Consider the following 23,175-nt stretch of genomic DNA (forward strand, 5'->3'; position numbering starts at 1 on the left):
GTCTTACGTTGCTGCCGCTTCATCGATCATGGTGTTTCTCGCCTTTTCAGGCGATCCATCAATTCGGCCAGCGGAAAACTTTCAGGTATGATAATAATGACCGGTCAATCATGACGTCGTCATGACGATATACTGCATGAATTGCTCGGCGCGCCAAGAGCAATCTTGAAGGCGAAAGGGGAGCAATCAGCAGAGCCCGAGCTTCTGCCGACCATCCCATCAATGCAGGCCGCCGACCCCGAGCAGGCTCTCGACAGCCTCGTGATCCCTGGTGAGGTTCTCCGGCGTTCCGGTCCAGGCCAGTCTGCCGCGTTCGAGAATGACGACCTGATCGGCGAAATCGAGCGCGCTCTGGATGCGCTGTTCGACCAGCACGATGGTCATGTCTCCTGTCTTGGCGAGGTCGGTGAAGGCCGCCATCAGTTCCTCGCAAATAACAGGTGCGAGGCCTTCCAGCGGCTCGTCGAGCAGCAGGACGGAGGGGCGGCCGAGAATGGTGCGGGCGGTGGAGAGCATCTGCTGCTCGCCGCCGGAAAGCTGGCTACCGAGGTTGCGGCGGCGCTCCTTCAGGCGCGGGAACATCGCATAGGCTTCCTCCAGCGCCGTCTTCGGTCGCGCCTTCAAGCCGACGAAGAGGTTCTCTTCCACCGTCAACGTCGGGAAGACGCAGCGTGCCTGCGGCACATATCCGAGGCCCTTGTGCGCGCGTGCAGCACTCGGTGCCGTCGTGACATCCGAATCGCCGAGGCGGATGCTGCCCTCGTATCGCCTGGTCTGCCCGGCAAGCGTTGCGAGCAGCGTGGTCTTGCCCATGCCGTTGCGGCCGAGCACGGCGAGCCGGGCACCTGCCGGCACGGAGAAGGAAATGCCTTCGAGCACTCTCGTCGGCCCATATCCGGCCGACAGATTCTCGACCTCAAGCGATATGGCTGGCATTGGCATAGCTCCCGAGATAGGCCTCGCGCACGCGCGCATCCTTGGTGACGTCTTCAGGCTGGCCATCGAAGATGATCGCGCCTGATGCAAGCACGATGACCCGTTTGGCAAAACGGAAGACGAGATCCATATCGTGTTCGATCATCAAGACGGCGAGATCGGCGGGCAGATCGGCCAGCGCCTGCTCGATGCGGCCGGTATCGCTCTGCGGCACGCCGGCTGCCGGCTCGTCAAGCAGCAGCACTTTCGGCTTCAATGCCAGCGCCACGGCGATCTCGAGAAGCCGCTGCTGGCCATAGGCGATTTCGCTGACCTTGCGATGCATCAGGAAAGCCAGTCCGAGCTTGCCGAGGAGATCATCGACCTCCGCCATGACATCGGGCATACGCAGGAAATTGCCGAACATGTGCCCAGTCTTTCCATCGCGCTGAAGGACGGCAAGTCCCACATGTTCGGCCGGCGTCATGTCCTGGAAGAGCCGCGTCACCTGAAAGGAGCGGACAAGGCCGCGTCTGACCCTGCCGATCGCATCGACCTTTGTCACCACCTCGCCGCCGAGGCGAACCTCGCCTGAATCGGGCGAGAGATTACCGGTCACGAGGTTGACGAAGGTGGTCTTGCCGGCGCCGTTCGGGCCGATCAGCGCGATGCGATCACCAGGCGACATCGTGAGCGAGACATTATTTGTGACGGCAAGGCCGCCGAAGGCTTTCTTGAGATTGGCGACTTCGAAGACCGGGCTCATGAGCGCTTCCCACTGCGGCGGCTAACGAAGGCTGCGGCCGTGCCATAGAGACCTTTCGGCGCAAAGAGCACGACGGCGATCAGCAGCGCGCCGACCATGGTCAGCCAATGGAAGGGATTGGCGGCGGAGACATAGTCCTCGAAGAGCATGAAGATGACGGTGCCGGAAAGTGCCCCGAAGAGAGAACCGGTGCCGCCGAGGACCAGCATCACAAGCGCTTCCGCCGACTGCGTGAAAGACAGGCTGTCGAGGCCGACGACCTGTGTCGAAATCGCGTTCAAGGCGCCGCCGACACCGGCAACGGCACCGGAGATCGCGTACATCCTGATCAGAGCTGCCTTCGGCGAAGCGCCCATGGCGCGGATGCGCAGCGGGTCCTGCTTGATGGCGCGGCAGAGCATGCCGAAGGGCGAGCGGACCAGAACCCTCAGCAGCACGAAGACGGTCAGCAGCAGCGCCATTCCGAAGAAGAAGGCGGTGTGACCGTAGAGATCGAACTCGAAGAGGCCGAAGACCGGATCCGGCGCAATGCCGGAAAGTCCGTCGCTGCCGCCTGTCCATGACGAGGCCTTGTTGGCGAATTCATGGAAGAGGTTGATCAGCGCAATCGACAGCACCAGCTGCGGCAGTCCATGCGCACGCAGGATGATGGCGCCGCAGAGCAGCCCGGCGACCACGCCGCCGACAATGCCGGCCAGCATCATCAGCAGCGGGTCATTGATGCCGTAATGCGCCGAAAGGATCCCGGCGGCATAGGCGCCGGAGCCGAAAAGTGCTGCATGGCCGAGCGTTGCGACGCCGCAATAACCGGTCACGAGATCGAGCGACAGGACGAGCAGCGCGATGGTGATCATTCGGGTCAGAAGGGCGAGATTATCGGGGAAGGCGAAATAGCCGATCGTGGCAATGGCTATGATGACCGCTATTCCGATGAAATCGCGGCCGATAAAGCCGCGACGATGCTGTAGACCTTCGTTTTCGTCGTTCATGACAAGCGCCATCCTATTTCGCCCTTCCGGCAAGGCCGCGCGGGAAGACGCAGATGATTGCGATCACCGCGAGATAGAAGAAGAATTCGCCGAATTCCGGCATCAGATACCGTCCTGTGGTATCGATCGCGCCCAGCAGCAGACAGGCGATCAGCGCGCCTGGAATGGAGCCCGCGCCGCCGACGGAGACGACGACCAGGAAGGTCACCATGTAGCGCAGCGCGTAATAGGGTTCGACGGGTAGGAGTTCGGCGCCGACCACGCCGCCGAAGGCGGCAAGCCCGACGGCAACGGCAAAACTCACCGCATAGATGATCTCTGTGCGCACGCCGAGTGCTGCAGCCATCGCCGCATCGTCGACGGAGGCGCGTAGCTTGACGCCGAAGCTCGTCCTGTCGATCGTAAACCAGAGGGCGAGAGCCACGGCGAGGCCGCAGAGGATGACGAAAAGCCGGTGAACGGGAATGGTGCGGAAGCCGAGATCGGCTGACCCCTGTAGCGCACCGGCAAGCGGTATGGTCTTCAGCGTCGGCCCCATGACATAATTGGCGATGCCGATGACGCAGAAGGTGATGCCGATGGTCATCAGCACCTGGGTCAGTTCCGGCGCGCCATAGATCCGGCGGTAGAGAAAACGCTCGATCGGAATGGCGACGATGATCGTGATGACAACGGCGGCGATGACCGCCGCGGCATAACCGAGGCCGAGGTCGCGTGCGACATAGGAGGCGATATAGCCGCCGATCATTGCGAAGGCGCCATGGGCCAGGTTGACGACACGCATCAGCCCCATGGTCACCGAAAGGCCGATCGATATCACGAACAGCACCATGCCGTAGGCAAGGGCGTCGACGGCTATGCTGAAGACTGTCTGCATGGAAATACCTTGCTTCCAAGCGACGGGCTCGGCCTGATCGCAGGCCAAGCCCGTCACCTGTCTTGACGCTCGATGTTACTTGACGGCCGCCAGACCCGGATCGCCCTGCTTCTCGAAAGTCTGGACCTCCTTGTTGATGTAGGTCCCGTCATCGGCTTTCGTCACTTCGCGCAGATAGATGTTCTGCGTGATGTGACGGCTTTCCGGATCGATCGAAACCGGGCCGCGCGGGCTTGTCCAAGCAAGGCCCTTGACCGCATCGACGGCCTTTTCAGCATCCTGATTGCCGCCCGTCGCCTCGATCATCTTGTAGATGACATACATGCCGTCATAGGCGCTGACTGAGGGGAAGGAGAGTTCGGCCTTGTTGCCGATCGCTTTGGTCGCCGCCTCGACGAAAGCCTTGTTCTCCGGAGAATCGTGCGACACGGCATAGTGGAAGGTCGTCTGGATGCCGAGTGCGGCATCGCCGAGCGCCGGCAGATCGGATTCCTGCGTCAGGTCACCCGGCGCGAAGAACTTGATGCCGGCAGCCTTCAGGCCATTGTCGTTGTAAGCCTTGACGAAGCCGAGCGTCGTCGGGCCGGAGGGCAGGAAGGCGAACACGCCCTCAGCGCCAGAATCCCTGATGCGCTGCATGATCGGGCTGAAGTCGTTGGTCGCAAGCGGCATGCGGATCGCCTCGACCACCTGGCCGCCGGCCTTTTCGAAGCCGGCCTTGAAAGCGTTCTCGGCATCGATGCCGGGGCCGTAATCGCTGACGACGGAAATCACCTTCTTGACGCCGGCGTCGAAGGCGACCTTGGCGATCGGCGTCGAGGTCTGCCAAGTGGTAAACGAGGTGCGGACGACGAGCGGGCTCTTGGTGACGATCGCCGAGGTGGCAGCGTTCATGATGACCATCGGCACATTGCCCTGCTTCAGGATCGGCGTCACAGCCATGGCATCGGGGGTGAAATAGAAGCCGGCCAGATACTGGACCTTCTCCTTGACAATGAGTTCCTGCGCAAGCGCCTTGGATTGCGCGGGATCTGCCTGCGGCACATCGCGATAGACGATCTCGACCGTATCGTTGCCGACCTTGTTGCCGTTGACCGCCATATAGGCATCGATGCCGGCCTTGAAGTTCTTGCCTTGGAGCGCGAACGGACCGGAGAACGGCCCGATGACCCCGACTTTGATGGTGTCGGCATAGGCGCTCGTGCCCATGGCGACTGCCGCAATGGCGGCCAGAAATAGTTTCTTCATTCTCTCTCTCCCTTTTGGGCGCACTCCAGCGCCGTATTCGCTAGCCGCTAGAAATTTAGCGCTAACCTGTCATGCGAAATGGTGATGTAAAATGAAATAAGTACTGCAATCCATAACTATACAATTATGATTGTGTTTCGAAGAGCGGAACTATCGACGGCCGGTTCTACGGTCGAATTCTGGTCCTTGGCCCACCTCAGACAACCCTATCAGAATGGCAGTCCCACATAGTTCTCCGCAAGCGCCGTCGAGGCGGCGCGGGAGTGGGTGAGATAGTCGAGCTCCGCCTCCTGGATCTTCTGGTCAAAATCCCCGGTATCCGGAAAACGATGCATCATCGTCGTCATCCACCAGGAAAACCGCACGGCTTTCCACACGCGGGCGAGCGCCTTTTGCGAGTAGGCGTCGATGCCGCCATCCGATCCCTCGCGGTAATGCTCGATCAGCCCTGAGAAAAGATAATGAACGTCGCTGGCGGCAAGGTTCAGTCCCTTGGCGCCGGTCGGCGGGACGATATGGGCGGCGTCGCCGACCAGGAAAAGCCGGCCGAAACGCATCGGTTCGGCGACGAAGGAGCGAAGCGGCGCGATCGATTTCTCGAAGGACGGCGCGGTCGCCAAGGCTTGGGCGTGATGCACCGGCAGGCGCCGTCTCAACTCGTCCCAGAAGCGGCCGTCGCTCCAGTCCTCGATCTTCTCGTCGAGCGCACATTGGATGTAGTAGCGGCTGCGGGTGGCCGAGCGCATCGAACAGAGCGCAAAGCCCCTTGGATGGTTGGCGTAGATCAGTTCATGGCTGACAGGCGCCACGTCGGCAAGGACCCCCAGCCAGCCGAAGGGGTAGACCTTCTCGAAACTCCTGATCGCTCGTTCCGGAACGGCCTTGCGGCTGGCGCCGTGAAAGCCGTCGCAGCCGGCGATGAAGTCGCAATCGATGCGCTTGGCAACACCGTCTTTCACATAGGTGACGAAGGGAGAATGGCCGTCGAAGTCATGCGGCACGACATCGACGGCATCGTAGATCGACAGGGAGCCGCTCGCTTCACGCCGCTCCATGAGATCGCGCGTCACCTCTGTCTGTCCATAAACCGTAACACGCCTGCCGTCGGTCAATTCGTGGAGGTCGATGCGATGGTCGCGTCCGTCGAAGGCCAGCGAGAAACCGTCATGCGGCAGGCCCTCGGCATGCAGCCTCGCGCCTGACTTTGCCTGATCCAGCAGCCCGACGGTGCCTTCCTCCAGAACGCCGGCGCGAACCCGGCCGAGGATATAATCCTTGTTCACACGATCGAGAATGACATTGTCGATGCCGGCTTCGGTCAGAAGTTGGCCGAGCAGCAGGCCGGATGGCCCCGAACCGATGATGGCGACCTGAGTTCGCAAATGCTGCCTCCCTGCATTTTTGCGTTTTGTCAGATTCTGCCGCGCCGCGCTTGCCGCAGCAATGGACATCCCAACCTAAAAATTGCACTAATCGAACATTGGTGCCGGAGAAGCCCCACGGAGCCCCATGAGCAGACAGGTCCCTACCTATGAACTCTACGGCGAAAAGACCGGGCGAGAACCGGATTTTTGGGTGCATTGCGAAACAATTCGCTCTCGCAGCAGCTTGCATCAATGGGAGATTCGCCCGCACCGCCACGAGAGTTTCTTTCAGATATTGTACATCGAAAGCGGTTCGGGCGATGCGATCTTCGGCGAAAAGAGCCATGCCATCCGTCCGCCGGCCATCATCACCGTGCCGCCCGTGCTCGATCATGGCTTTCGTTTTTCACGCGATATCGACGGCCTGGTGATCACCCTGTTGAGATCCCATCTCAGCCATCCGCTCGGTGATCGAAGCCAGCTCGGCGAATGGCTGGCGGCGCCGCATCTGACGCCGCTCGATCCCGATAATGCCGAGGCAGCCTATGTCATGCAGACGTTGAAGCGGCTGGGCGACGAATTCGAAAACCGCCGCAGCGGCCGCAACGAGGCGTTGGCCGCCTATGTCGCCCTGGCACTGCGGCTGACGGCGAGGATTTCTCATGAAGGGAATACGCGCGAGCTTCCGCCCAACGAGAACGAGCGGCGAATGGAAATGCTGAGCGAGCTCATTCAGCAACATTTTCGATCACACAAGCCCGCGTCCTTCTACGCCAGAGAGCTTGGGCTTTCCCCGACTCATCTCACCCGCATCGTCCGGTCGATGACCGGCAACACTCCCCACGAACTGATCGCCGGCAAACTCGTCGAAGAGGCGAAACGCCAGCTGGTTTTTACGCTGGGCAGCGTTCAGGAGATCGGATTTCGGCTCGGCTTTGCCGACCCCGCCTATTTCTCGCGCTTCTTCGTTAAATACACCGGAGAAACGCCGCGGGTCTGGCGCATGAAGGAGAAGGTTCGGCTTGAAGGTGTATAGGCCACCCGCAAGGGTTGTGGGCGCGCAACTGCCCTACCAGGCTTCGACGCCCTCTTCCGTGTTGCGGGTGCGTTCGCCTGCGCGGGTCTCGTATGCGTCTCGTTGCTCAGCTGATTTGACGGCATCGTCTGAGCCATCGCGCTGGGCTTCGGGCGTCATGTAGAAGGCGAGCGCCTTTTCCAGCCGGGCGGCGGTAAGCGTGGCAGCGAAACTTTTCATGTCGTTTCCTCGGTCGACGGCCTTGAAGCTTGCTTGAGACACATAGCCTACGATGCGGCCTTCCAGGAACAGCGCGCCGATGGTTTTCACCAACTTTAGACTTTGCTTGACGATCGCTTCTACCGGATGATCTCCGCCGACCAGTTCCGTGCGATTCCGTTTGGTTTTCGTCTCACGCCGCCGGCCACGTCCAGTTTCGGACCTCCGGGATGTCCTCGCCATATTCACGGACATAGTCGTGATGCTCGGCAAGCTTGCCGCGGAAGGCGGCGAGCGCTTTGCCTGCTTTTTCCTTCAGGCCGGGTACACGCTCGATCGCTTCGATGGCGAGGTGGAAACGGTCGAGTTCGTTGAGGACGGTCATGTCGAAGGGTGTGGTCGTCGTGCCTTCCTCAATGAAGCCGCGGACGTGGATGTTGCGGTGGTTGGTGCGTTTATAGGTCAGGCGGTGAATGAGATAGGGATAGCCGTGATAGGCGAAAATGACAGGCTTGTCGGCGGTGAAGATCGCGTCGAAGGCCTGGTCGGTCAGGCCGTGCGGATGCTGATCCCTGGATTGCAGTGCCAGGAGATCGACGACGTTGACGGTGCGGATCTTCAGCTCGGGAATGGCCTTACGCAGAAGATCGACCGCTGCAAGCGTTTCCATGGTCGGCACGTCGCCGGCGCAGGCCATGACGAGATCAGGCAGGATGGTGTCGTCCTCGTTACTCGCCCAGTGCCAGATGCCGATGCCGGCCTCGCAATGTTTCACGGCCTCGTCCATCGATAGCCATTGCGGCTCCGGTTGCTTGCCGGCGACGATGACATTGATGCGGTCATAGGTGCGCAGGCAATGGTCGCCGACCCAGAGCAGGGTGTTGGCATCCGGCGGCAGGTAGATGCGGACGATATCGGCCTTCTTATTGGCGACGAGATCGACGAAGCCGGGATCCTGATGGCTGAAGCCATTGTGGTCCTGACGCCAGACGTGAGAGGTCAGCAGGTAATTCAGCGACGAGATCGGCTTTCTCCACTCGAGTTCCCGCGTCACCTTCAGCCATTTGGCGTGCTGGTTGAACATGGAATCGATGATGTGGATGAAGGCCTCGTAGCAGGAGAACAGGCCGTGGCGGCCAGTCAGCAGGTAGCCTTCCAGCCAGCCCTGGCAGAGATGTTCGCTCAGCACCTCCATGACACGTCCATCCCGAGACAAGTGGACGTCGTAGGGTTCGATACCCTCCATCCAGACACGGTCGGTGACTTCGAAGACGCTGCCGAGACGGTTCGATTCTGTCTCGTCAGGGCCGAAGATACGGAAGTTGGCAGCCTTCGCGTTGCGCTTCATCGTGTCGCGCAGATAATGGCCGAGGATTTCCGTCGATTGCACCATGGCGCTGCCGCGCTTGCCGATATCGACCGCATAGTCGCGAATATCGGGAACATCGAGTTCCATGCGCAGCAAACCGCCATTGGCATGCGGATTGGCGCCCATGCGGCGCTCGCCGACAGGGGCTAGCGCCCGCAGCTCGGGTTTCAGCCGGCCGTCGGCACTGAACAGGTCCTCCGGATCGTAGCCCCGCATCCAGTCCTCGAGGATCTTGCGATGGCCGTCATTCTCGCGGCAATTGGAGACCGGCACCTGATGGGCGCGCCAGAAGCCTTCGACCTTCTTGCCGTCGACTTCCTTCGGTCCTGTCCAGCCCTTCGGGCTGCGTAGCACGATCATCGGCCAGCGGGGGCAGATATCGGGCGCCTTGCCATTGCGGGCTTCCTCCTGGATTTCGCGAATGCGGTCGAAGACCCTGTCGAAGGTCGCGGCCATCTGCTGGTGCATGTCGCGCGGCTCGTGGCCCTCGACGAAGAAAGGTTCGTAGCCGTAGCCTTCGAAGAGGCTCTGCAAATCCTCATGACTGGCGCGGCCAAGAATGGTCGGATTGGCGATCTTGTAGCCGTTCAGATGCAGGATCGGCAGCACGGCGCCATCGCGGGCAGGGTTCAGAAACTTGTTGGAATGCCAGCTCGCAGCCAGTGGCCCGGTTTCGGCTTCGCCGTCGCCGATGACGCAGGCAACGATCAGATCGGGATTGTCGAAGGCGGCGCCATAGGCATGGACGAGGGCATAGCCGAGTTCGCCGCCCTCGTGGATCGAGCCCGGCGTTTCGGGTGCCGCGTGGCTCGGAATGCCGCCGGGGAAAGAGAATTGTCGGAAAAGCTTGCGCATGCCTTCGGCATCCTCGGAGATATCGGGATAGATCTCGCTGTAGATGCCTTCGAGATAGGTGTTGGCGACCATGCCCGGCCCGCCATGGCCGGGGCCGCACATGTAGATGATATCGAGGTCGCGAGCGCGGATGAGACGGTTCAGATGCGCATAGATGAAGTTGAGGCCGGGTGTCGTGCCCCAATGGCCGAGCAGGCGGGGTTTGATGTGCTCTGGTTTCAGCGGCTCGCGCAGCAGCGGATTGGCCAGCAGATAGATCTGGCCGATGGAGAGATAATTGGCGGCGCGCCAATAGCGGTCGATCAGGGTGAGTTCGGCATCGTTAAGGGCGGCGGTCGAGACATGCTTTTCCATGGGTTTCTCCCGTTCGAAAACGTCTTCAACGTCAATTCTACCGGCTGCTGCCGGCAAGCTGTTGATCTGGATCAGCCACTGCCAAGAACGGACAGCGCCTCCTCGGCGATGATCTGCTCCTCATCGGTGGCGATGACATGGGCGGCGATGCGGCTTTCCCTGGTGCTGATCGTAAAGTCATTGGCAGCATTGACCTTTTCGTCGATTGCAAAGCCAAGCCAGCATAGCCGTTTAGCCACGCCTGCGCGGATCTCCGGCTGATGCTCGCCGATGCCGGCGGTGAAGACGATGGCGTCAAGGCCACCAAGCGTCGCCGCCATGCGGCCGATTTCGCCGGCAACGCGCAGGGTGAAGAGGTCGATCGCCTGGCGCGCCTCCGGCCGTCCGTCCTTCAGCAGGTCGCGCGTATCGGCGCTGATTCCGGAGACGCCGAGCAGGCCGCAACGGTGATAGAGCAAGTCCTCGATCTCCTCGAAGGATTGTTTCCTCTGACGGGCCAGATGCAGGATGATGCCGGGATCGAGCCAGCCCGGGCGCGTCGCCATCGGGATGCCGTCGAGCGTCGAAAAGCCCATGCTGCAATCGCGGCTGATGCCGTCATCCAGCGCACAGAGGCTGGCGCCGCTGCCGAGATGGGCGACAACCACCTTTGCCGTGCGCGGCGCCTTGCGGCGAAGCTCTCCGGCGATGAATTTATAGGACAGGCCGTGGAAGCCGTAGCGCTTGATGCCCTCGTCATGCAGCGCGCGGGGAATGGCGAAGCGGCGAACGAGATCGTCCTGCGTGGCGTGAAAAGCCGTGTCGAAGGAGGCCGTCTGGGCAAGATGCGGTTTCAGATGCCGGAGGGCGCGGATGAAACGCAGCGCCTGCGGCTGGTGCAGGGGCGCAAGCGGGGTCAGCGCATCGACGGCATCGATTGCGGCGGCGTCGAGGGCGATCGGCCTGGTGAAGCGGTCGCCGCCATGGACGACACGGTGGCCGGCAGCACGCGTCGCTGTCATGTCGAAGTGATCGGCGAGACGCGCGAAGGTCTCATCGATGACGCCGTGCAGGTCTTCCGTCACCTCGGCCTTCAACGGCATCTCGACTATCTGCAGCCCTTTCGTCAGGCCGAGCGACAGCGGTTCGGCGCGGAAATCGATCACGCCCTTGCCGATGCGTCGTGCCTCGGCGCCATCTATCGCGAAGATGCCGATCTTAACGGTCGAAGAACCGGTGTTGAAGGTCAGCAGCAGGTCGGTCGATGACATGTCGTCTAAGACTCCGCGCGGGTGTGAGATGACCGAACTTAGCGTCGGAGTCCCAGGCGGGAAGGATTTATTCGCTCGGGGCGCGATTTTGTCACTGCGCAGCCAGTCATCTTGTGCGGCTGGGATTGTGACGCGTCATCCTTCGTGAAGGCGATGGTACCAAGCGCTTCACCGTCAATATCGTCCGACATCAGTGGCTTACGGGGCGGGCCGGGTGGGGCGTCATGAGAGCTTCACGCTGCGGAATTATTAACAAAAGGCAAATTTGCAAAACGGAACAAGGAACTATGCCATGGCCGATATTGCCCCCAGCCAGGTTCATAGCGACGCTTCCCACCCGCTCCACAGTTCGAATTCGGCCAGCAAGTGGTTCTTGCCGCTGTTTGCGCTCGTTCTGGTTTGTGGCCTTGGATATGTCGCCTATGCACTCGCCCGCGACCTGACAACCGCAGTCGCCGTTCCCTGGATTCTCCTAGGCCTTGCGCTGCTCATCGCGCTCGGCTTCGAGTTCGTCAACGGTTTTCATGATACGGCCAATGCCGTCGCCACCGTCATCTACACCCGTTCCATGCCGGCGGAATTCGCCGTCATCTGGTCCGGCTTCTTCAACTTCCTCGGCGTGCTGACCTCAAGCGGCGCCGTCGCCTTCGGCATTCTGGCGCTGCTGCCGGTGGAACTGATCCTGCAGGTCGGTTCCGGCTCCGGCCTTGCCATGGTCTTCGCGCTGCTGATTGCCGCGATCGTCTGGAACCTCGGCACCTGGTCTCTCGGCTTGCCGTCGTCGAGCTCGCACACGCTGGTCGGCTCGATCATCGGCGTCGGCCTCGCCAACCAGTTCCTGGCACCGGCAGGCACCGCGACCAGCGGCGTCGACTGGTCGCAGGCAACCAATATCGGCCTGTCGCTTTTGATCTCGCCGCTGATCGGCTTCGGCCTTTCCGCTGTTCTTCTGCTGGTCATGAAACTTCTGGTGCGCAACAAGGCGCTCTATGCAGAGCCGAAAGGCAACCAGCCGCCGCCGCTCTGGATCCGCGCCATCCTGATCTTCACCTGCACCGGCGTCAGCTTCGCCCACGGCTCCAACGACGGCCAGAAGGGCATGGGCCTCATCATGCTCATTCTGATCGGCCTGGTGCCGACGGCTTTCGCGCTGAACCGCACGCCCGATGTCAACTATCTCGAAGCCTACAAGTCGGCATCGGCCCAAGTGGAAACCGCGCTCGGCAAATATGTGAAGCCTGGCGTGACGGTCGCGGACTACAAGGCCGAGGTCAGCAACGCCGTCAAGAACAAGACCTGGACGGATGCGACGACGCCGGCCCTGCAGCAATATATCCACCAGACAAGTGCCGAAGTCGCCGGCTTCCCGACGCTCGAAGCGGTGCCGACCAATCTCGTCAGCAACGTCCGCAACGACATCTACCTGATCGGCGAGGCGCTGAAGTTGATCGACAAGCAGAAGCTGCTGCCGATGGATGCCGGCGACCTCAGCGCGGTGACGAACTACCACAAGGCGGTCGACAACGCGACGAAGTTCATCCCGCTCTGGGTGAAAGTGGCGGTCGCGATCGCGCTCGGCCTCGGCACGATGGTGGGCTGGAAGCGCATCGTCGTCACCGTCGGCGAAAAGATCGGCAAGACGCATCTGACCTATGGTCAGGGCGCGGCAGCTGAAGTCGTGGCGATGGTCACCATCGCTTCGGCCGACCATCTCGGCCTGCCGGTCTCGACCACGCATGTGCTGTCGTCAGGCGTTGCCGGCACCATGGCGGCGAACGGTTCCGGCCTGCAATGGTCGACCGTGCGCAACATGCTGATGTCTTGGGTGCTGACGCTGCCGGCCTCGATCGCGATCGCCTTCGTGCTGTTCGTGATCATGCGCCAGGTTTTTTAAAGCAAATTCCCGGCAAAGCGCGAAGCGGTTTTGCCGGGAATTGCGTCAAAACAAAAGGTAGAGCGTTCCGTCAGCCCGTCGAGGCCAATTTGGCATTGCGATCGCTGATGAAGATGCCCGCCTCGGCGGCGGGCATCGCCTTGCCGAAGAGATAGCCCTGGCCGATGTCGCAGCCAAGCTGCAGCAGGAAGGCGAGCTGGCCGTGCTCCTCGATGCCTTCGGCCGTCGTCTTGATGTTGAGGCTCCTGCCGAGGCCGAGCATGGCGCGGACGATCTTCTCCTGGCGCTCGTCGTCGCGATAGGTGGCGATGAAGCTTTTGTCGATCTTGATCTTGTCGAAACGATAGCGGGCGAGCTGGGCGAGGCTCGAATAGCCCGTGCCGAAATCGTCGAGCGCGATCTGGATGCCGGCAGCGTGCGGCTCGTCGAGAATGAGGGCGGCGATGGCGGGATCCTGGATCAGCGCGTTTTCGGTGATCTCCACTTCCAGGCGCTGCGGCGGCAGCCGGCTTGCCGAAAGGACCTTGAGAATGCGCGACGTCAACAATTTGTCTTCCATTTGCACCGGCGAGACGTTGAAGGACAACGTCACATGCTCCGGCCAGGTGAGGGCGTCGCTGCAGGCCTGGGTGAGAAGGTCCTCGAACAATGCGGTGATCATGCCGGTTTCCTCGGCAATATCGATGAAGACCGGCGGCGGAATGGTGACGCCGTCGTCGCCGATCCAACGCGCTAAGGCCTCGAAGCCGCAGAGTTGGCCGGTCTTCAGGTCGATCAGCGGCTGATAGAAGGGCTTGATCGCCTTGTTGGAGATTGCGGCGCGAAGCCTGGTTTCCAGCGCGGCGCGTTCCGTTACCTTGTCCTGCATCGAAGGTTCGAAGACGAGGTAGTGGTTGGGCCCGCGTGATTTCGCCTCGTACATGGCGAGGTCGGCACGGTGGGCGGCATCTTCGAGCGGCTCGGCTCCTTCGGCCCAGCGGTCATAGCCGACGCTGGCGCCGACTTCGACGGCAAAACCATCGATATGGATCGGTCGGGTGACGGCCTGGATCAGCAGCTTGGCAAAACGCTCCTCGCGCTGCGCCGTCAGGGCAAAGGCGACGATGATGAATTCGTCGCCGCCGAAGCGATAGACGCAATCGGCATTGCCGAGCGCGCAGATGCGTCTGGCAACCTCGATCAACAGCACATCGCCGCCCTTGTGGCCGACCAGATCGTTGACCTTCTTGAAGCCGTCGAGGTCGACGGAGAAGATGGTGACATTGCGGTCCCACTCCTCGATCTCACCCTCGTCGTGCTTGATCGGCCGTGAGAGGATCTTACGCTCGAAGGCGTATCGGTTCGGCAGCTTGGTCAGATGGTCGTGGGTTGCGGTCCAATCGGCTTTGGCCTGGGCGGCGGCGCGCAGTTCCATTTCCTTACGCAGGTCGGCGATGCGCAGCACCGAATAGATGAAGCTCATGGCGCCGGCGATGCCGAGCGCCAGAACGAGCTTGTCGGCGCCGTACTCGCCGAAACCGGTCATGAAGGCGACCAGGCTGTCGTCGAGCTGCAACAGCGTGCCGAGGAGCCAGAGGGTCACTCCAGACACCACGATCGACACGCATTGCCTTCCGGCCCTGCTTTGGAAAAACACCGGCACTATGCCTTCTCCATCTCCCACCCTTCGCGGAAATATCACGAAAGTCTGAAATGTTTGTTGAAACCAGAAGGCGAATTATCGGAGGCGGCAGCCTGTTGCTGTGCCGCAGAGAGACCCGACAGGGCTTGTGGGGAACCAGGGCGTCGTTGTCAGCGCGAGCCCCTTCGTGGTTCCGGAACCGGCTGATGCGAGAAAAGACGAAGGCGAGCGTGCCAATTGCATCGCTCGCCCTTTCTCGTGCTTCAGGCGGTGACGATCAGCAGCGGAACGCTGACGATGAGACCGACCAGAACCGTGACTGTGGCGACACGCATGAAACGCAGGCGTCGCGTGCGCTCGCCACTCCAATCATATGTCATTCTTCCATCTCCTTGGGACAAGGAAGTAGTCCCCGCAAAGCCGGGTTCAACAGAGATGACGCGATTTGCTTGTGCAAAGCTGGATAAGATCAGCAGTCTCTAATGCTGGAAGCGCAGAGACCAGCGCTGTCCGTTGCTGGTCATGCGGATGACGGAAAGCGGCTCGACGTCGCTCAACCAGAAGGAGGAGAGCGGCGCCTGCAGCACATGCACGATCGATGCCCGGATGACGGCCGCATGGCTGATTGCAATGACGTGGCCGCCGAGGACGGTCTGGCCATCCATCCAGCCGGCGATGCGCTTGCGCAGATCAAGAAGACTCTCGCCGCCATGCGGGGCCGCTTCCGGATCGCTCATCCAGCCCATGAGGTTCTCCGGCTCTTCGGTCCCGATCGCCGCGATCGACCTGCCGGCCCAACGGCCATGGTCGCAGTCGCAAAGCGCCTGATCTATTTGGGCTTCGAGGCGGAGCGCGTCAGCAGTCTGACGGGCGCGCAAGGCGGGGCTCGTAGCAATACGGTCGGCGCGGGGCAGAGCGATCATCCTGCCGGCCTCCTCCACTGCCTTGTCCTCCAGCGGTTCGTCGAGCGGGAACAGGGCCTTGCGGCTTGCTGCGGTCGCGCCATGGCAGATCCAGGTGAGGCGCGTGTTCACAGCCGTTCTTGTCTCCCGGAATGCGGCGACAGCGTCCTTCGCCGGCTTGTGAAGTTTCGTTGACAGTCTCTTCGGCGTGCAGATATAACCGTGCTGTTGCGGGTTTGGAAGCCGGTGTAAGTCCGGCGCGGTCGCGCCACTGTGACCAGCGTGTCGAAAGCTCTTCGCGCTGGAAGTCAGACCCTACTGCACAAGCACTCTTTCGACTGAACGCGTCATTCCCGGAGGAATACATGTCTGACACCACTTTCGCGCCCGTAGCAGTACCGGCGCCGATCCCTGTAGGAGAGATCCTGCCCTGGGCGATCTTCGGCGGCCTGCTGATGCTCATCGTCCTCTATTTCGTCGGCACCGAGGAAGGCGCGATGGCGCTGTTCAACGGCATGTATGTACACGAATTCGTGCATGACGGTCGCCATCTCCTCGGCTTTCCCTGCCACTAAAGCGCTTCGCGATCGGAGTTCCTGACATGGTTGGAAACCTTCTGCTTCGCGGCATGCTCGCGGGCCTGATTGCTGGTATCCTCGTTTTCGCTTTTGCCTATACTTTCGGCGAGCCGCTGGTCGATGCGGCGATCGCCTTCGAGGAGGCGAGCGCCCAAGCGGCCGGCGAAGCTGCCGAACCTGAAATCGTCAGCCGCGCCACGCAGGCCGGTCTCGGCCTTTTCACCGGCGTCATGGCCTACAGCGTCGCCGTCGGCGGGCTCTTCGCGCTTGCCTTCGCCTTCGTGCATGGTCGCTTCAGCCGCCTTTCGGCGCGCGGCACCTCGGCCGTCATCGCCATTGCCGCCTTCGTGGCGGTCGTGATTGTTCCCAGCATCAAATATCCCGCCACTCCTCCGGCGGTCGGCAATCCCGACACGATCGGCGTCAGGACCGAACTGTTCTTCCTGATGATCGTCGTGTCGCTTGCCGCACTCATTGCTGCGGTGGCGCTGTCGCGTCGTCTCTCCGAGCGCTTCGGCTCCTGGAACGGCGCGATCATCGCCGGAATCGCCTATCTCGTCTTCATCGGCCTCGTGCTCTCTCTGCTGCCGCCGATCAACGAGGTGCCGGAGAACTTTTCGGCGATGGTGCTCTGGGGCTTCCGCACGACCTCGCTCGGCATGCATGCGATCCTCTGGGCAACGCTCGGCCTCGCCTTTGGGGCGCTGGCGGAAAAGCGGCTTGCCGTTAAGGGCGGGCAACGCGGCCGGCCGGCAACGGCATTTCACTGAACGCATCGAAGGGCGCCGCTTTGCCGGGGCCCTGAACTTTTCGGGCGATTATGAAAAACGACAGAGCCAGACCACTGCTGCTGACGGCGTTTTCTGCCGCCGCGTTTTTTTGTGTGGTCGCCGGAAGCGCTTTTGCCCATAGCCGCGGCGACGGCGGCAGCCATGCCGGGCTGAATATCCCGCAAATCTCCCATGGCGAGATGGCTGTCATATCTGACTATCGCGGTCGGATCATCGATCTTGCATCCCGCGCCGTCGATACGAACGAGCCGTTCCGGCGCGTGCTGAACTATGCCGAGATCCAGTATTCCTACTGTCTGTGGGGCCGGATGCCGGGCAGCGTGACGGATGAGGCAAGCCCGTTCAACGAATGCGCCCATGCCTATCTGGCCGCGACCAAGGCCGTCTTGCTTTCGATGCGCGAGATGCCGCGGGAGGCTGCTGCTGCGGGTGAAATCATTTCTGCGGTCGACGCCGACATGGTGCGGCGCGGGCTTGCGCTGATCAGCTGCCGGTTCAGCGGCGAGGCCTTCAACACCGCCGATATCGTCAAACCACGTTGGAGCGGGATCCCGTTTCATGCCGCCAGCATGGCGTCGCTGACGGGGCTTGCCTCTTTGTTCGGCCTTGGCGTGTTTGCGCTTCGCCGTTTCTCGCGGCCGAAAGCTCAATCGTCGGAATAGCGCTGCTCGCGCCACGGGTCGCCATAGATGTGGTAGCCGTTCTTTTCCCAGAAGCCGGCCTCGTCGGCGGGCATCAGCTCGATGCGGCGCAGCCATTTGGCGCTTTTCCAGAAATAGAGATGCGGCACGACGAGGCGCATCGGGCCGCCATGCTCCGGCGTTAGCGGCAGGCCTTCCCAGGCGGTGGCGAGGATCGCGTCCTCGGCGGCGAAATCGGCGAGCGGCAGGTTCGTCGTATAGCCGTCGTAGCTCGTCAGCATGACGTAACCGGCTTCCGGCTTCGGCATGGCGAGGTCGAGCAGATCGCGCGTCGAAACGCCCTTCCATTTGTTGTCGTAGCGCGACCAGGTGGTGACGCAGTGGATATCGCTCACCCCCGTGCTCTGTTCGATCGCCTGGAAATCGGCCCAGGTGAGGGTGCGCGTCGTTTCGACGAGGCCGCGCACCTCGAGCCGCCAGGTCTCGGTCGAGACGACAGGCTGCTGGCCGAGATCGAGTACAGGCCAGTTCTTGACAAGGTGCTGGCCGGGTGGCAGGCGCTCGGCTTCGGGACGGCCGATACGGCCGGTCAGGAACTTGCCCTCTGCCGCCCAGCGGCGCTTGGATGTGGTGAGTTTGCTGTCGGCGGGCGTCTGGTCGTCGCTCATGGGCGGGGCCTCCTTGCGGTGCAGCAATAGGACATCCGCTCCTGCCGAGTGTCAAGTTTCGGCGGCCCCTTGGAAATCCCTAACCACCCCTCTAAACTCGGTCCGTTGGGTATGCCTCGCTGGGGAGTGGAGGCAGAAAAGGGGAGGAGCCGGTTCTGTCTTCGAAATATCGTGCGATAGCGGCGTTGCTGGTGGTGCCGCTGATCATCTTCGCCTTCTTCACCTATGGGAGCGCGATTGCGACGCGCGCCTATATGGAGGAAGCCTCGGCGCAGGCGGGGACGGCACTGCGCCTTGCCGTTTCGGCACTCAGCGGCCATCTCAACCGCTACGAGGCGCTGCCGGCGCTAATCGCCGATCATGACGACATCAAGGAACTGGTGAGTGCGCCTGAAGATGCGGCGCTGCGCGATGCGGCCAATCTCTATCTCAAGGAGATCAATGGGCTGCTGAAATCCTCCGATATCTATGTGGTCAAGCCAGACGGAGAGACGATCGCGGCCAGCAATTACGATGGGCCTGCAAGCTTCGTCGGACAGAATTTCAGCTACAGGCCCTATTTCCAGGATGCGATCGAAGGCCGGCAGGCACGGTTTTACGCGCTCGGCACCACCTCGCTGAAGCGCGGCTATTATTTTGCCGCACCGATCCGAACCGGCGCGGATATTCGTGGCGTCATCGTCTTCAAGGTCGATATCGACATGATCGAATCCTCCTGGGGCGGCGGCGAATACAAGATTTTCGTCTCCGATCCGGAGGGCATCATCTTCATGTCCGGCAGCCCGGAATGGCTCTACGGCGCGATCCTGCCGCTGACGGCCGACCGCGTCGCCCGCACCGAGGCGTCGCGGCGTTATGCCAATGCCAGGCTGGCGGCGCTGCCGGTGAGGCGTCACCACTTCGAGCAGCATAAGCTGATGACGCTGGCCGGCGAGCGCGGCTCGAGCGAATATCTGGTGCTCTCGCATTACATGCCGGCCGAGGACTGGACGGTGAACGTGCTGATGGAGACGAGTTCCATCCGTGCCCAGGCACGCACGGCGCTTGCGGCAGTCTTTCTCTTCCTCTGCATCGCCGGGCTCGCGGTCGCGGTCCTGCGCCAGAGGCGGGCGCGGCTTGCCGAGCGCATGCAGATGCAAGCCGAAGCCCGCAACGAACTGGAGCGGCGCGTCGAAGAGCGCACAGCCGATCTTGCCCGCGTCAACAGCCGCATCGAAGAAGAAATCGCCGAACGGCGGCTGACCGAGCACCAGCTCCGACAGACGCAGGCCGATCTGATCCAGGCGGGCAAGCTTGCCGGGCTGGGACAGATGTCGGCTGCCCTTTCGCACGAGTTCAACCAGCCGCTCGCCGCCGCCAAGACCTATACGGACAGCGCCTCCGTTCTCATCGACCGTGGGCGGACGGAGGAGGCGCGGGACAATATCCGGCGTATCGGCGGGCTGATCGACCGTATGGCTGCGATCAGCCGGCACCTGCGCAACTTCGCCCGCAAGCCGAACGAGAAGCTTGGTCCCGTTTCCCTCGACGAGGCGATGCGCGATACGCTCGAGATCATCGCCTGGCGGCTGAAGGCGGCGGATGCCGAGCTGTTGCTCGCTCTCGGGCCGCGTCCGCCGGTGGTGCGCGCCGGTTCAGTGCGTCTCCAGCAGGTGCTGGTGAACGTGATCTCGAATGCGGCCGATGCGGTGGAAGGGCTGGATGATCGGCGCATCGAGGTTTCGGCCTTCGAGGAGGCCGGCAAGGTGGTGCTGACTGTCCGGGACCATGGGCCGGGTGTGCCGGCGGCGATCGCCGAGCGTATCTTCGATCCCTTCTTCACGACGAAGGGCGTCGGCAAGGGGCTCGGCCTCGGGCTTTCGATCTCCTATAACATCATCAAGGATTTCGGCGGCAGCCTTACAGCTGCCAATCATCCCGAAGGGGGCGCGGTGTTCCGCATCGAGCTGCGATCGGCGGCAGGGCTGATGCCGGAGGCAGCGGAATGAACGATGCGAAGATCCTGTTGGTTGACGACGAGGAGGAACTGCGCCGCTCCACGGCGCAGGCGCTGGAGCTCTCCGGCTTCAGTGTCGAGACCTATTCGAACGGCGACCACGTGCTGGAGCTGATCGGCTACAGCTTTCCCGGCGTCGTCGTCAGCGATATCCGCATGCCGGGCATGGACGGCATGACGCTGATGCAAAAGATTCGCGAGCTCGACCCGGAGGTACCAGTCATTCTCGTCACCGGCCACGGCGACGTTCAGCTTGCGGTGAAGGCGATGCGCGAAGGGGCCTATGATTTCATCGAGAAGCCGTTCACGCCGGAGATGCTTGCCGGCGTCATCCGCCGGGCGATGGAGCGGCGCGGCCTCGTGCTCGAAAACCGGCTGCTCAAGGCGGTTGCCGGCAAGCGCGACGATATCGAGGCGCGGCTGCCGGGGCGGACGCAGGTGATGGTGGATCTGCGCTACCGCATCCGGGCGATTGGGGCGAGCGATGCCGATACGCTGATCGTCGGAGAAACCGGTGCCGGCAAGGAGGTGGTGGCGCGGGCGCTCCACGACATCAGCGCCCGGGCGAGCCGGCCGTTCATCGCGATCAATTGTGCCGCATTGCCGGCGAACCTGATCGAGAGCGAGCTTTTCGGCCATGAGGTGGGGGCCTTTCCGGGCGCGGTGAGGCCGCGTTACGGAAAATTCGAACATGGGCGCGGCGGCACGATCCTGCTCGACGAGATCGGCTCCATGCCCTTCGACCTGCAGGCGAAGTTCCTGCGGGTGCTGCAGGAGCGGGTGATCTCCAGGCTCGGTTCGAACGAGGTCGTGGCGCTCGACGTGCGCTTCATCGCGACAAGCAAGGTCGATCTGGAGGCAGAGGTGGCGGCGGGGCGCTTTCGCGCCGACCTCTTCTATCGGCTGAACGTCGCGACGCTGCACGTGCCGTCTTTGTCGCAGCGGCGGGCGGATGTTCCGCTGCTTTTCCTGCAACTGGTGCGGGAAGCGGCGGCCCGCTACGGCCGCGACGAGATGGCCGTGCCGCCAGATGTGATTTCCGACATTGCTCAGCGCGACTGGCCAGGCAATGTGCGTGAGCTGAGGAATGCCGCCGACCGTCTGGTCCTCGGTCTTGACAATGGCGGGCGGCAAGCCGAGGAGGCGACCGGGCTTGCGGAGCGTGTCGCCGAATTCGAACGCGGGGTCATTGCCAGCGCGCTGGTGGCGCATGGCGGCAGCCTCAGGCCGGTCTATGAGTCGCTCGGCATTTCCCGGAAGACCCTCTACGAAAAGATGCAGAAATACGGTCTCGACAAGCGGATGCTGACCACCGAAAGCTAGCTCGGAGCTGGGGCGGTGCTGCAATCTCGCGGTGCGATGGGTGGATTTCCACCCACCGCCAGAGCCGTTTGTTTCCAAATCGACCCATGCTGCATCGCACTGTCATAAAATCGTCTTTCGAAAGCGCATGCAATGATTGCGGGTCGATTTTTCCAGGCGGCAAATAGGCTATCCGAACCGGCGCGGAGGATGTGTCGGCGGGCTTGCTTATTTCATCAGGGAGGAAACGATGAAAATTCTGAAGGCCATGCTCGGCCTGACCGCGGCTGCCGCGGTCTCTCTTCTCGCCGGCGCCGCTTCGGCGCAGACCTATCCCGAGCGCACCATCACCATGGTCGTGCCCTTTGCGGCCGGCGGCCCGACGGATACCGTCGCGCGCCTGGTCGCCGAATCCATGTCGAAGGATCTCGGCCAGCAGATCGTCGTCGAAAATGTCGGCGGCGCCGGCGGCACGCTCGGCGCTGGCCGCGTGGCGAATGCCGATCCCGACGGTTACACCATCCTGCTGCACCATATCGGCATGGCGACGAGCGCCACGCTCTACCGCAAGCTCGCCTATGACACGCTTGGCGCCTTCGACTATGTCGGCCTCGTCACCGAGGTGCCGATGACGATTGTCGCCCGCAAGGACATGGAGCCGGCCGACCTCAAGGGGCTGATCGATTATATCAAGGCCAACAAAAACAAGGTGACGGTCGCCAATGCCGGCATCGGTGCGGCTTCGCATCTCTGCGGCATGATGTTCATGAGCGCCATCCAGACGCCGCTCACAACCGTTCCCTACAAGGGCACCGGCCCTGCCATGACCGATCTGCTCGGCGGTCAGGTCGACGTCATGTGCGACCAGACGACCAACACGACGAAGCAGATCCAGGGCGGCACGATCAAGGCCTATGCCGTGACCTCGCCCAAACGGCTTGACGTGATGAAGGACATTCCGACGGCCGTCGAAGCCGGTCTGCCGGGTTTTGAAGTCGGCATCTGGCACGGCATCTATACGCCGAAGGGCACGCCGGCTGAGATCAACGAACGCCTGTCGAAGTCGCTGCAGGTGGCGCTGAAGGATGCGAATGTCGGCGCCCGCTTCGCCGAGCTCGGCACGGCGCCATCCTCCGACGCCGATGCGACGCCGGCTGCGCTGAAGGCCAAGCTCGAAAGCGAGATTGCCCGCTGGAAAACGGTGATCGAGGCCGCTGGCGAATATGCCGACTGAGGATTATCCTCGTCAGGACATGCCGGATAAGCCCCTCACCCTAACCCTCTCCCCGCTTGCGGGGAGAGGGGACTTGCGTCACTCGACGGCGGCAAGGGGCGAAGGGCTTGCAGCACTTTCCCTTCTCCCCGCATGCGGGGAGAAGGTGCCGGCAGGCGGATGAGGGCAATCGCAGCAGCAGTGCGTCACGAACCATCTCCCCAGGAGACACCATGAAATCCATCAGTTTCGATACCACCAATGCGATTTGCGGCGCGCTTTTCGTCGCGACCGGCGCTTTCTTCGCCATCCAGTCGCTGGGGCTCGACCTCGGCACGACGGTGCGCA

General features: G+C 62.1%; 20 protein-coding genes, 1 pseudogene and 1 riboswitch. Of the genes and pseudogenes, 9 read left to right on the plus strand and 12 right to left on the minus strand.

Annotated elements, in window-relative coordinates; all coding sequences use genetic code 11:
* Window positions 1-219 precede the first annotated feature (219 nt).
* From HX898_RS26370 to pobA, 6 genes are all read right to left on the minus strand, one after another.
* Complete coding sequence (locus HX898_RS26370; RefSeq protein ID WP_180196227.1) at window positions 220-936, minus strand: ABC transporter ATP-binding protein; 717 nt, start codon at window positions 934-936, stop codon at window positions 220-222.
* Entirely contained in the window at window positions 917-1,681 is a 765-nt protein-coding gene (locus tag HX898_RS26375; protein WP_138333508.1) for an ABC transporter ATP-binding protein, read from the minus strand. The genes HX898_RS26370 and HX898_RS26375 overlap by 20 nt, the downstream gene beginning before the upstream one ends.
* The gene (locus HX898_RS26380; RefSeq protein ID WP_180196228.1) at window positions 1,678-2,682 is read right to left on the minus strand and encodes a branched-chain amino acid ABC transporter permease; all 1,005 of its coding nucleotides are present in this window, start codon (window positions 2,680-2,682) and stop codon (window positions 1,678-1,680) included. The genes HX898_RS26375 and HX898_RS26380 overlap by 4 nt, the downstream gene beginning before the upstream one ends.
* A gap of 1 nt (window position 2,683) precedes the next feature.
* Entirely contained in the window at window positions 2,684-3,547 is an 864-nt protein-coding gene (locus HX898_RS26385) for a branched-chain amino acid ABC transporter permease (protein ID WP_026158858.1), read from the minus strand.
* 75 nt (window positions 3,548-3,622) lie between these two features.
* Window positions 3,623-4,795 carry an ABC transporter substrate-binding protein gene (locus HX898_RS26390; RefSeq protein ID WP_180196229.1) on the minus strand — a complete coding sequence of 391 codons (1,173 nt, stop codon included), beginning with the start codon at window positions 4,793-4,795 and terminating at the stop codon, window positions 3,623-3,625.
* A gap of 209 nt (window positions 4,796-5,004) precedes the next feature.
* Window positions 5,005-6,177 carry a 4-hydroxybenzoate 3-monooxygenase gene (gene pobA, locus HX898_RS26395; RefSeq protein WP_138390894.1) on the minus strand — a complete coding sequence of 391 codons (1,173 nt, stop codon included), beginning with the start codon at window positions 6,175-6,177 and terminating at the stop codon, window positions 5,005-5,007.
* A 127-nt stretch (window positions 6,178-6,304) separates the two neighbouring features.
* Here pobA and HX898_RS26400 point away from each other — a divergent pair, with 127 nt between their 5' ends.
* Window positions 6,305-7,195 (plus strand): helix-turn-helix domain-containing protein, encoded by an 891-nt coding sequence (locus HX898_RS26400; RefSeq protein ID WP_138390893.1) that lies wholly within the window; start codon window positions 6,305-6,307, stop codon window positions 7,193-7,195.
* 33 nt (window positions 7,196-7,228) lie between these two features.
* Here the strand turns inward: HX898_RS26400 and HX898_RS26405 are convergent, their stop codons facing one another.
* The 3 genes from HX898_RS26405 to HX898_RS26415 all read right to left on the minus strand — a co-directional run bounded on the left by HX898_RS26405 (window position 7,229) and on the right by HX898_RS26415 (window position 11,221).
* On the minus strand, window positions 7,229-7,507 hold the full coding sequence (locus HX898_RS26405) for a hypothetical protein (RefSeq protein ID WP_138390892.1): 279 nt from the start codon (window positions 7,505-7,507) through the stop codon (window positions 7,229-7,231).
* 79 nt (window positions 7,508-7,586) lie between these two features.
* Complete coding sequence (locus HX898_RS26410; RefSeq protein ID WP_180196230.1) at window positions 7,587-9,971, minus strand: phosphoketolase family protein; 2,385 nt, start codon at window positions 9,969-9,971, stop codon at window positions 7,587-7,589.
* 71 nt (window positions 9,972-10,042) lie between these two features.
* Entirely contained in the window at window positions 10,043-11,221 is a 1,179-nt protein-coding gene (locus HX898_RS26415; protein WP_138390890.1) for an acetate/propionate family kinase, read from the minus strand.
* A 292-nt stretch (window positions 11,222-11,513) separates the two neighbouring features.
* Between HX898_RS26415 and HX898_RS26420 the strand changes: the two genes are divergently transcribed.
* Window positions 11,514-13,115, plus strand: a complete 1,602-nt coding sequence (locus HX898_RS26420) for an inorganic phosphate transporter (protein WP_180196231.1) — start codon at window positions 11,514-11,516, stop codon at window positions 13,113-13,115.
* Window positions 13,116-13,185: 70 nt separating this feature from the next.
* On the opposite strand, the gene HX898_RS26425 is transcribed toward HX898_RS26420, so the two are convergent.
* Window positions 13,186-14,757, minus strand: coding sequence for a bifunctional diguanylate cyclase/phosphodiesterase (locus HX898_RS26425; RefSeq protein WP_180196232.1), 1,572 nt, complete (start codon window positions 14,755-14,757; stop codon window positions 13,186-13,188).
* 458 nt (window positions 14,758-15,215) lie between these two features.
* Window positions 15,216-15,770: a histidine phosphatase family protein gene (locus tag HX898_RS26430; protein ID WP_180196233.1), complete on the minus strand. Its 555-nt coding sequence runs from the start codon at window positions 15,768-15,770 to the stop codon at window positions 15,216-15,218.
* 106 nt (window positions 15,771-15,876) lie between these two features.
* A riboswitch (cobalamin riboswitch) is annotated at window positions 15,877-15,952 on the plus strand.
* Window positions 15,953-16,003: 51 nt separating this feature from the next.
* Here HX898_RS26430 and HX898_RS26435 point away from each other — a divergent pair.
* From HX898_RS26435 to HX898_RS26445, 3 genes are read left to right on the plus strand one after another with little or no spacing between them, the layout of a single operon-like run.
* Window positions 16,004-16,213 (plus strand): CbtB domain-containing protein, encoded by a 210-nt coding sequence (locus HX898_RS26435; protein WP_003542661.1) that lies wholly within the window; start codon window positions 16,004-16,006, stop codon window positions 16,211-16,213.
* Window positions 16,214-16,239: 26 nt separating this feature from the next.
* Window positions 16,240-16,986 (plus strand): CbtA family protein, encoded by a 747-nt coding sequence (locus HX898_RS26440; protein ID WP_180196234.1) that lies wholly within the window; start codon window positions 16,240-16,242, stop codon window positions 16,984-16,986.
* Window positions 16,987-17,036: 50 nt separating this feature from the next.
* Entirely contained in the window at window positions 17,037-17,669 is a 633-nt protein-coding gene (locus tag HX898_RS26445) for a hypothetical protein (RefSeq protein WP_180196235.1), read from the plus strand.
* Here HX898_RS26445 and HX898_RS26450 read toward each other — a convergent pair.
* Window positions 17,654-18,316 carry a sulfite oxidase-like oxidoreductase gene (locus HX898_RS26450; RefSeq protein ID WP_180196236.1) on the minus strand — a complete coding sequence of 221 codons (663 nt, stop codon included), beginning with the start codon at window positions 18,314-18,316 and terminating at the stop codon, window positions 17,654-17,656. The two genes, HX898_RS26445 and HX898_RS26450, sit on opposite strands and share 16 nt — an antisense overlap.
* 191 nt (window positions 18,317-18,507) lie before the next feature.
* Here HX898_RS26450 and HX898_RS26455 point away from each other — a divergent pair, with 191 nt between their 5' ends.
* The 4 genes and pseudogenes from HX898_RS26455 to HX898_RS26470 all read left to right on the plus strand — a co-directional run.
* A complete protein-coding gene (locus HX898_RS26455) occupies window positions 18,508-20,304 on the plus strand; it encodes a sensor histidine kinase (protein WP_348649486.1) in 1,797 nt (598 codons plus the stop codon).
* A complete protein-coding gene (locus HX898_RS26460; protein WP_017961950.1) occupies window positions 20,301-21,635 on the plus strand; it encodes a sigma-54 dependent transcriptional regulator in 1,335 nt (444 codons plus the stop codon). The genes HX898_RS26455 and HX898_RS26460 overlap by 4 nt, the downstream gene beginning before the upstream one ends.
* Before the next feature lie 229 nt (window positions 21,636-21,864).
* Window positions 21,865-22,848 (plus strand): tripartite tricarboxylate transporter substrate-binding protein, encoded by a 984-nt coding sequence (locus tag HX898_RS26465; protein ID WP_180196238.1) that lies wholly within the window; start codon window positions 21,865-21,867, stop codon window positions 22,846-22,848.
* A gap of 212 nt (window positions 22,849-23,060) precedes the next feature.
* Window positions 23,061-23,175 (plus strand): annotated as a pseudogene (locus HX898_RS26470) (tripartite tricarboxylate transporter TctB family protein); the annotation flags it as partial.

Source organism: Rhizobium sp. WYCCWR 11128, from assembly GCF_013416305.1.
Classification (GTDB): Bacteria; Pseudomonadota; Alphaproteobacteria; order Rhizobiales; family Rhizobiaceae; genus Rhizobium; species Rhizobium indicum.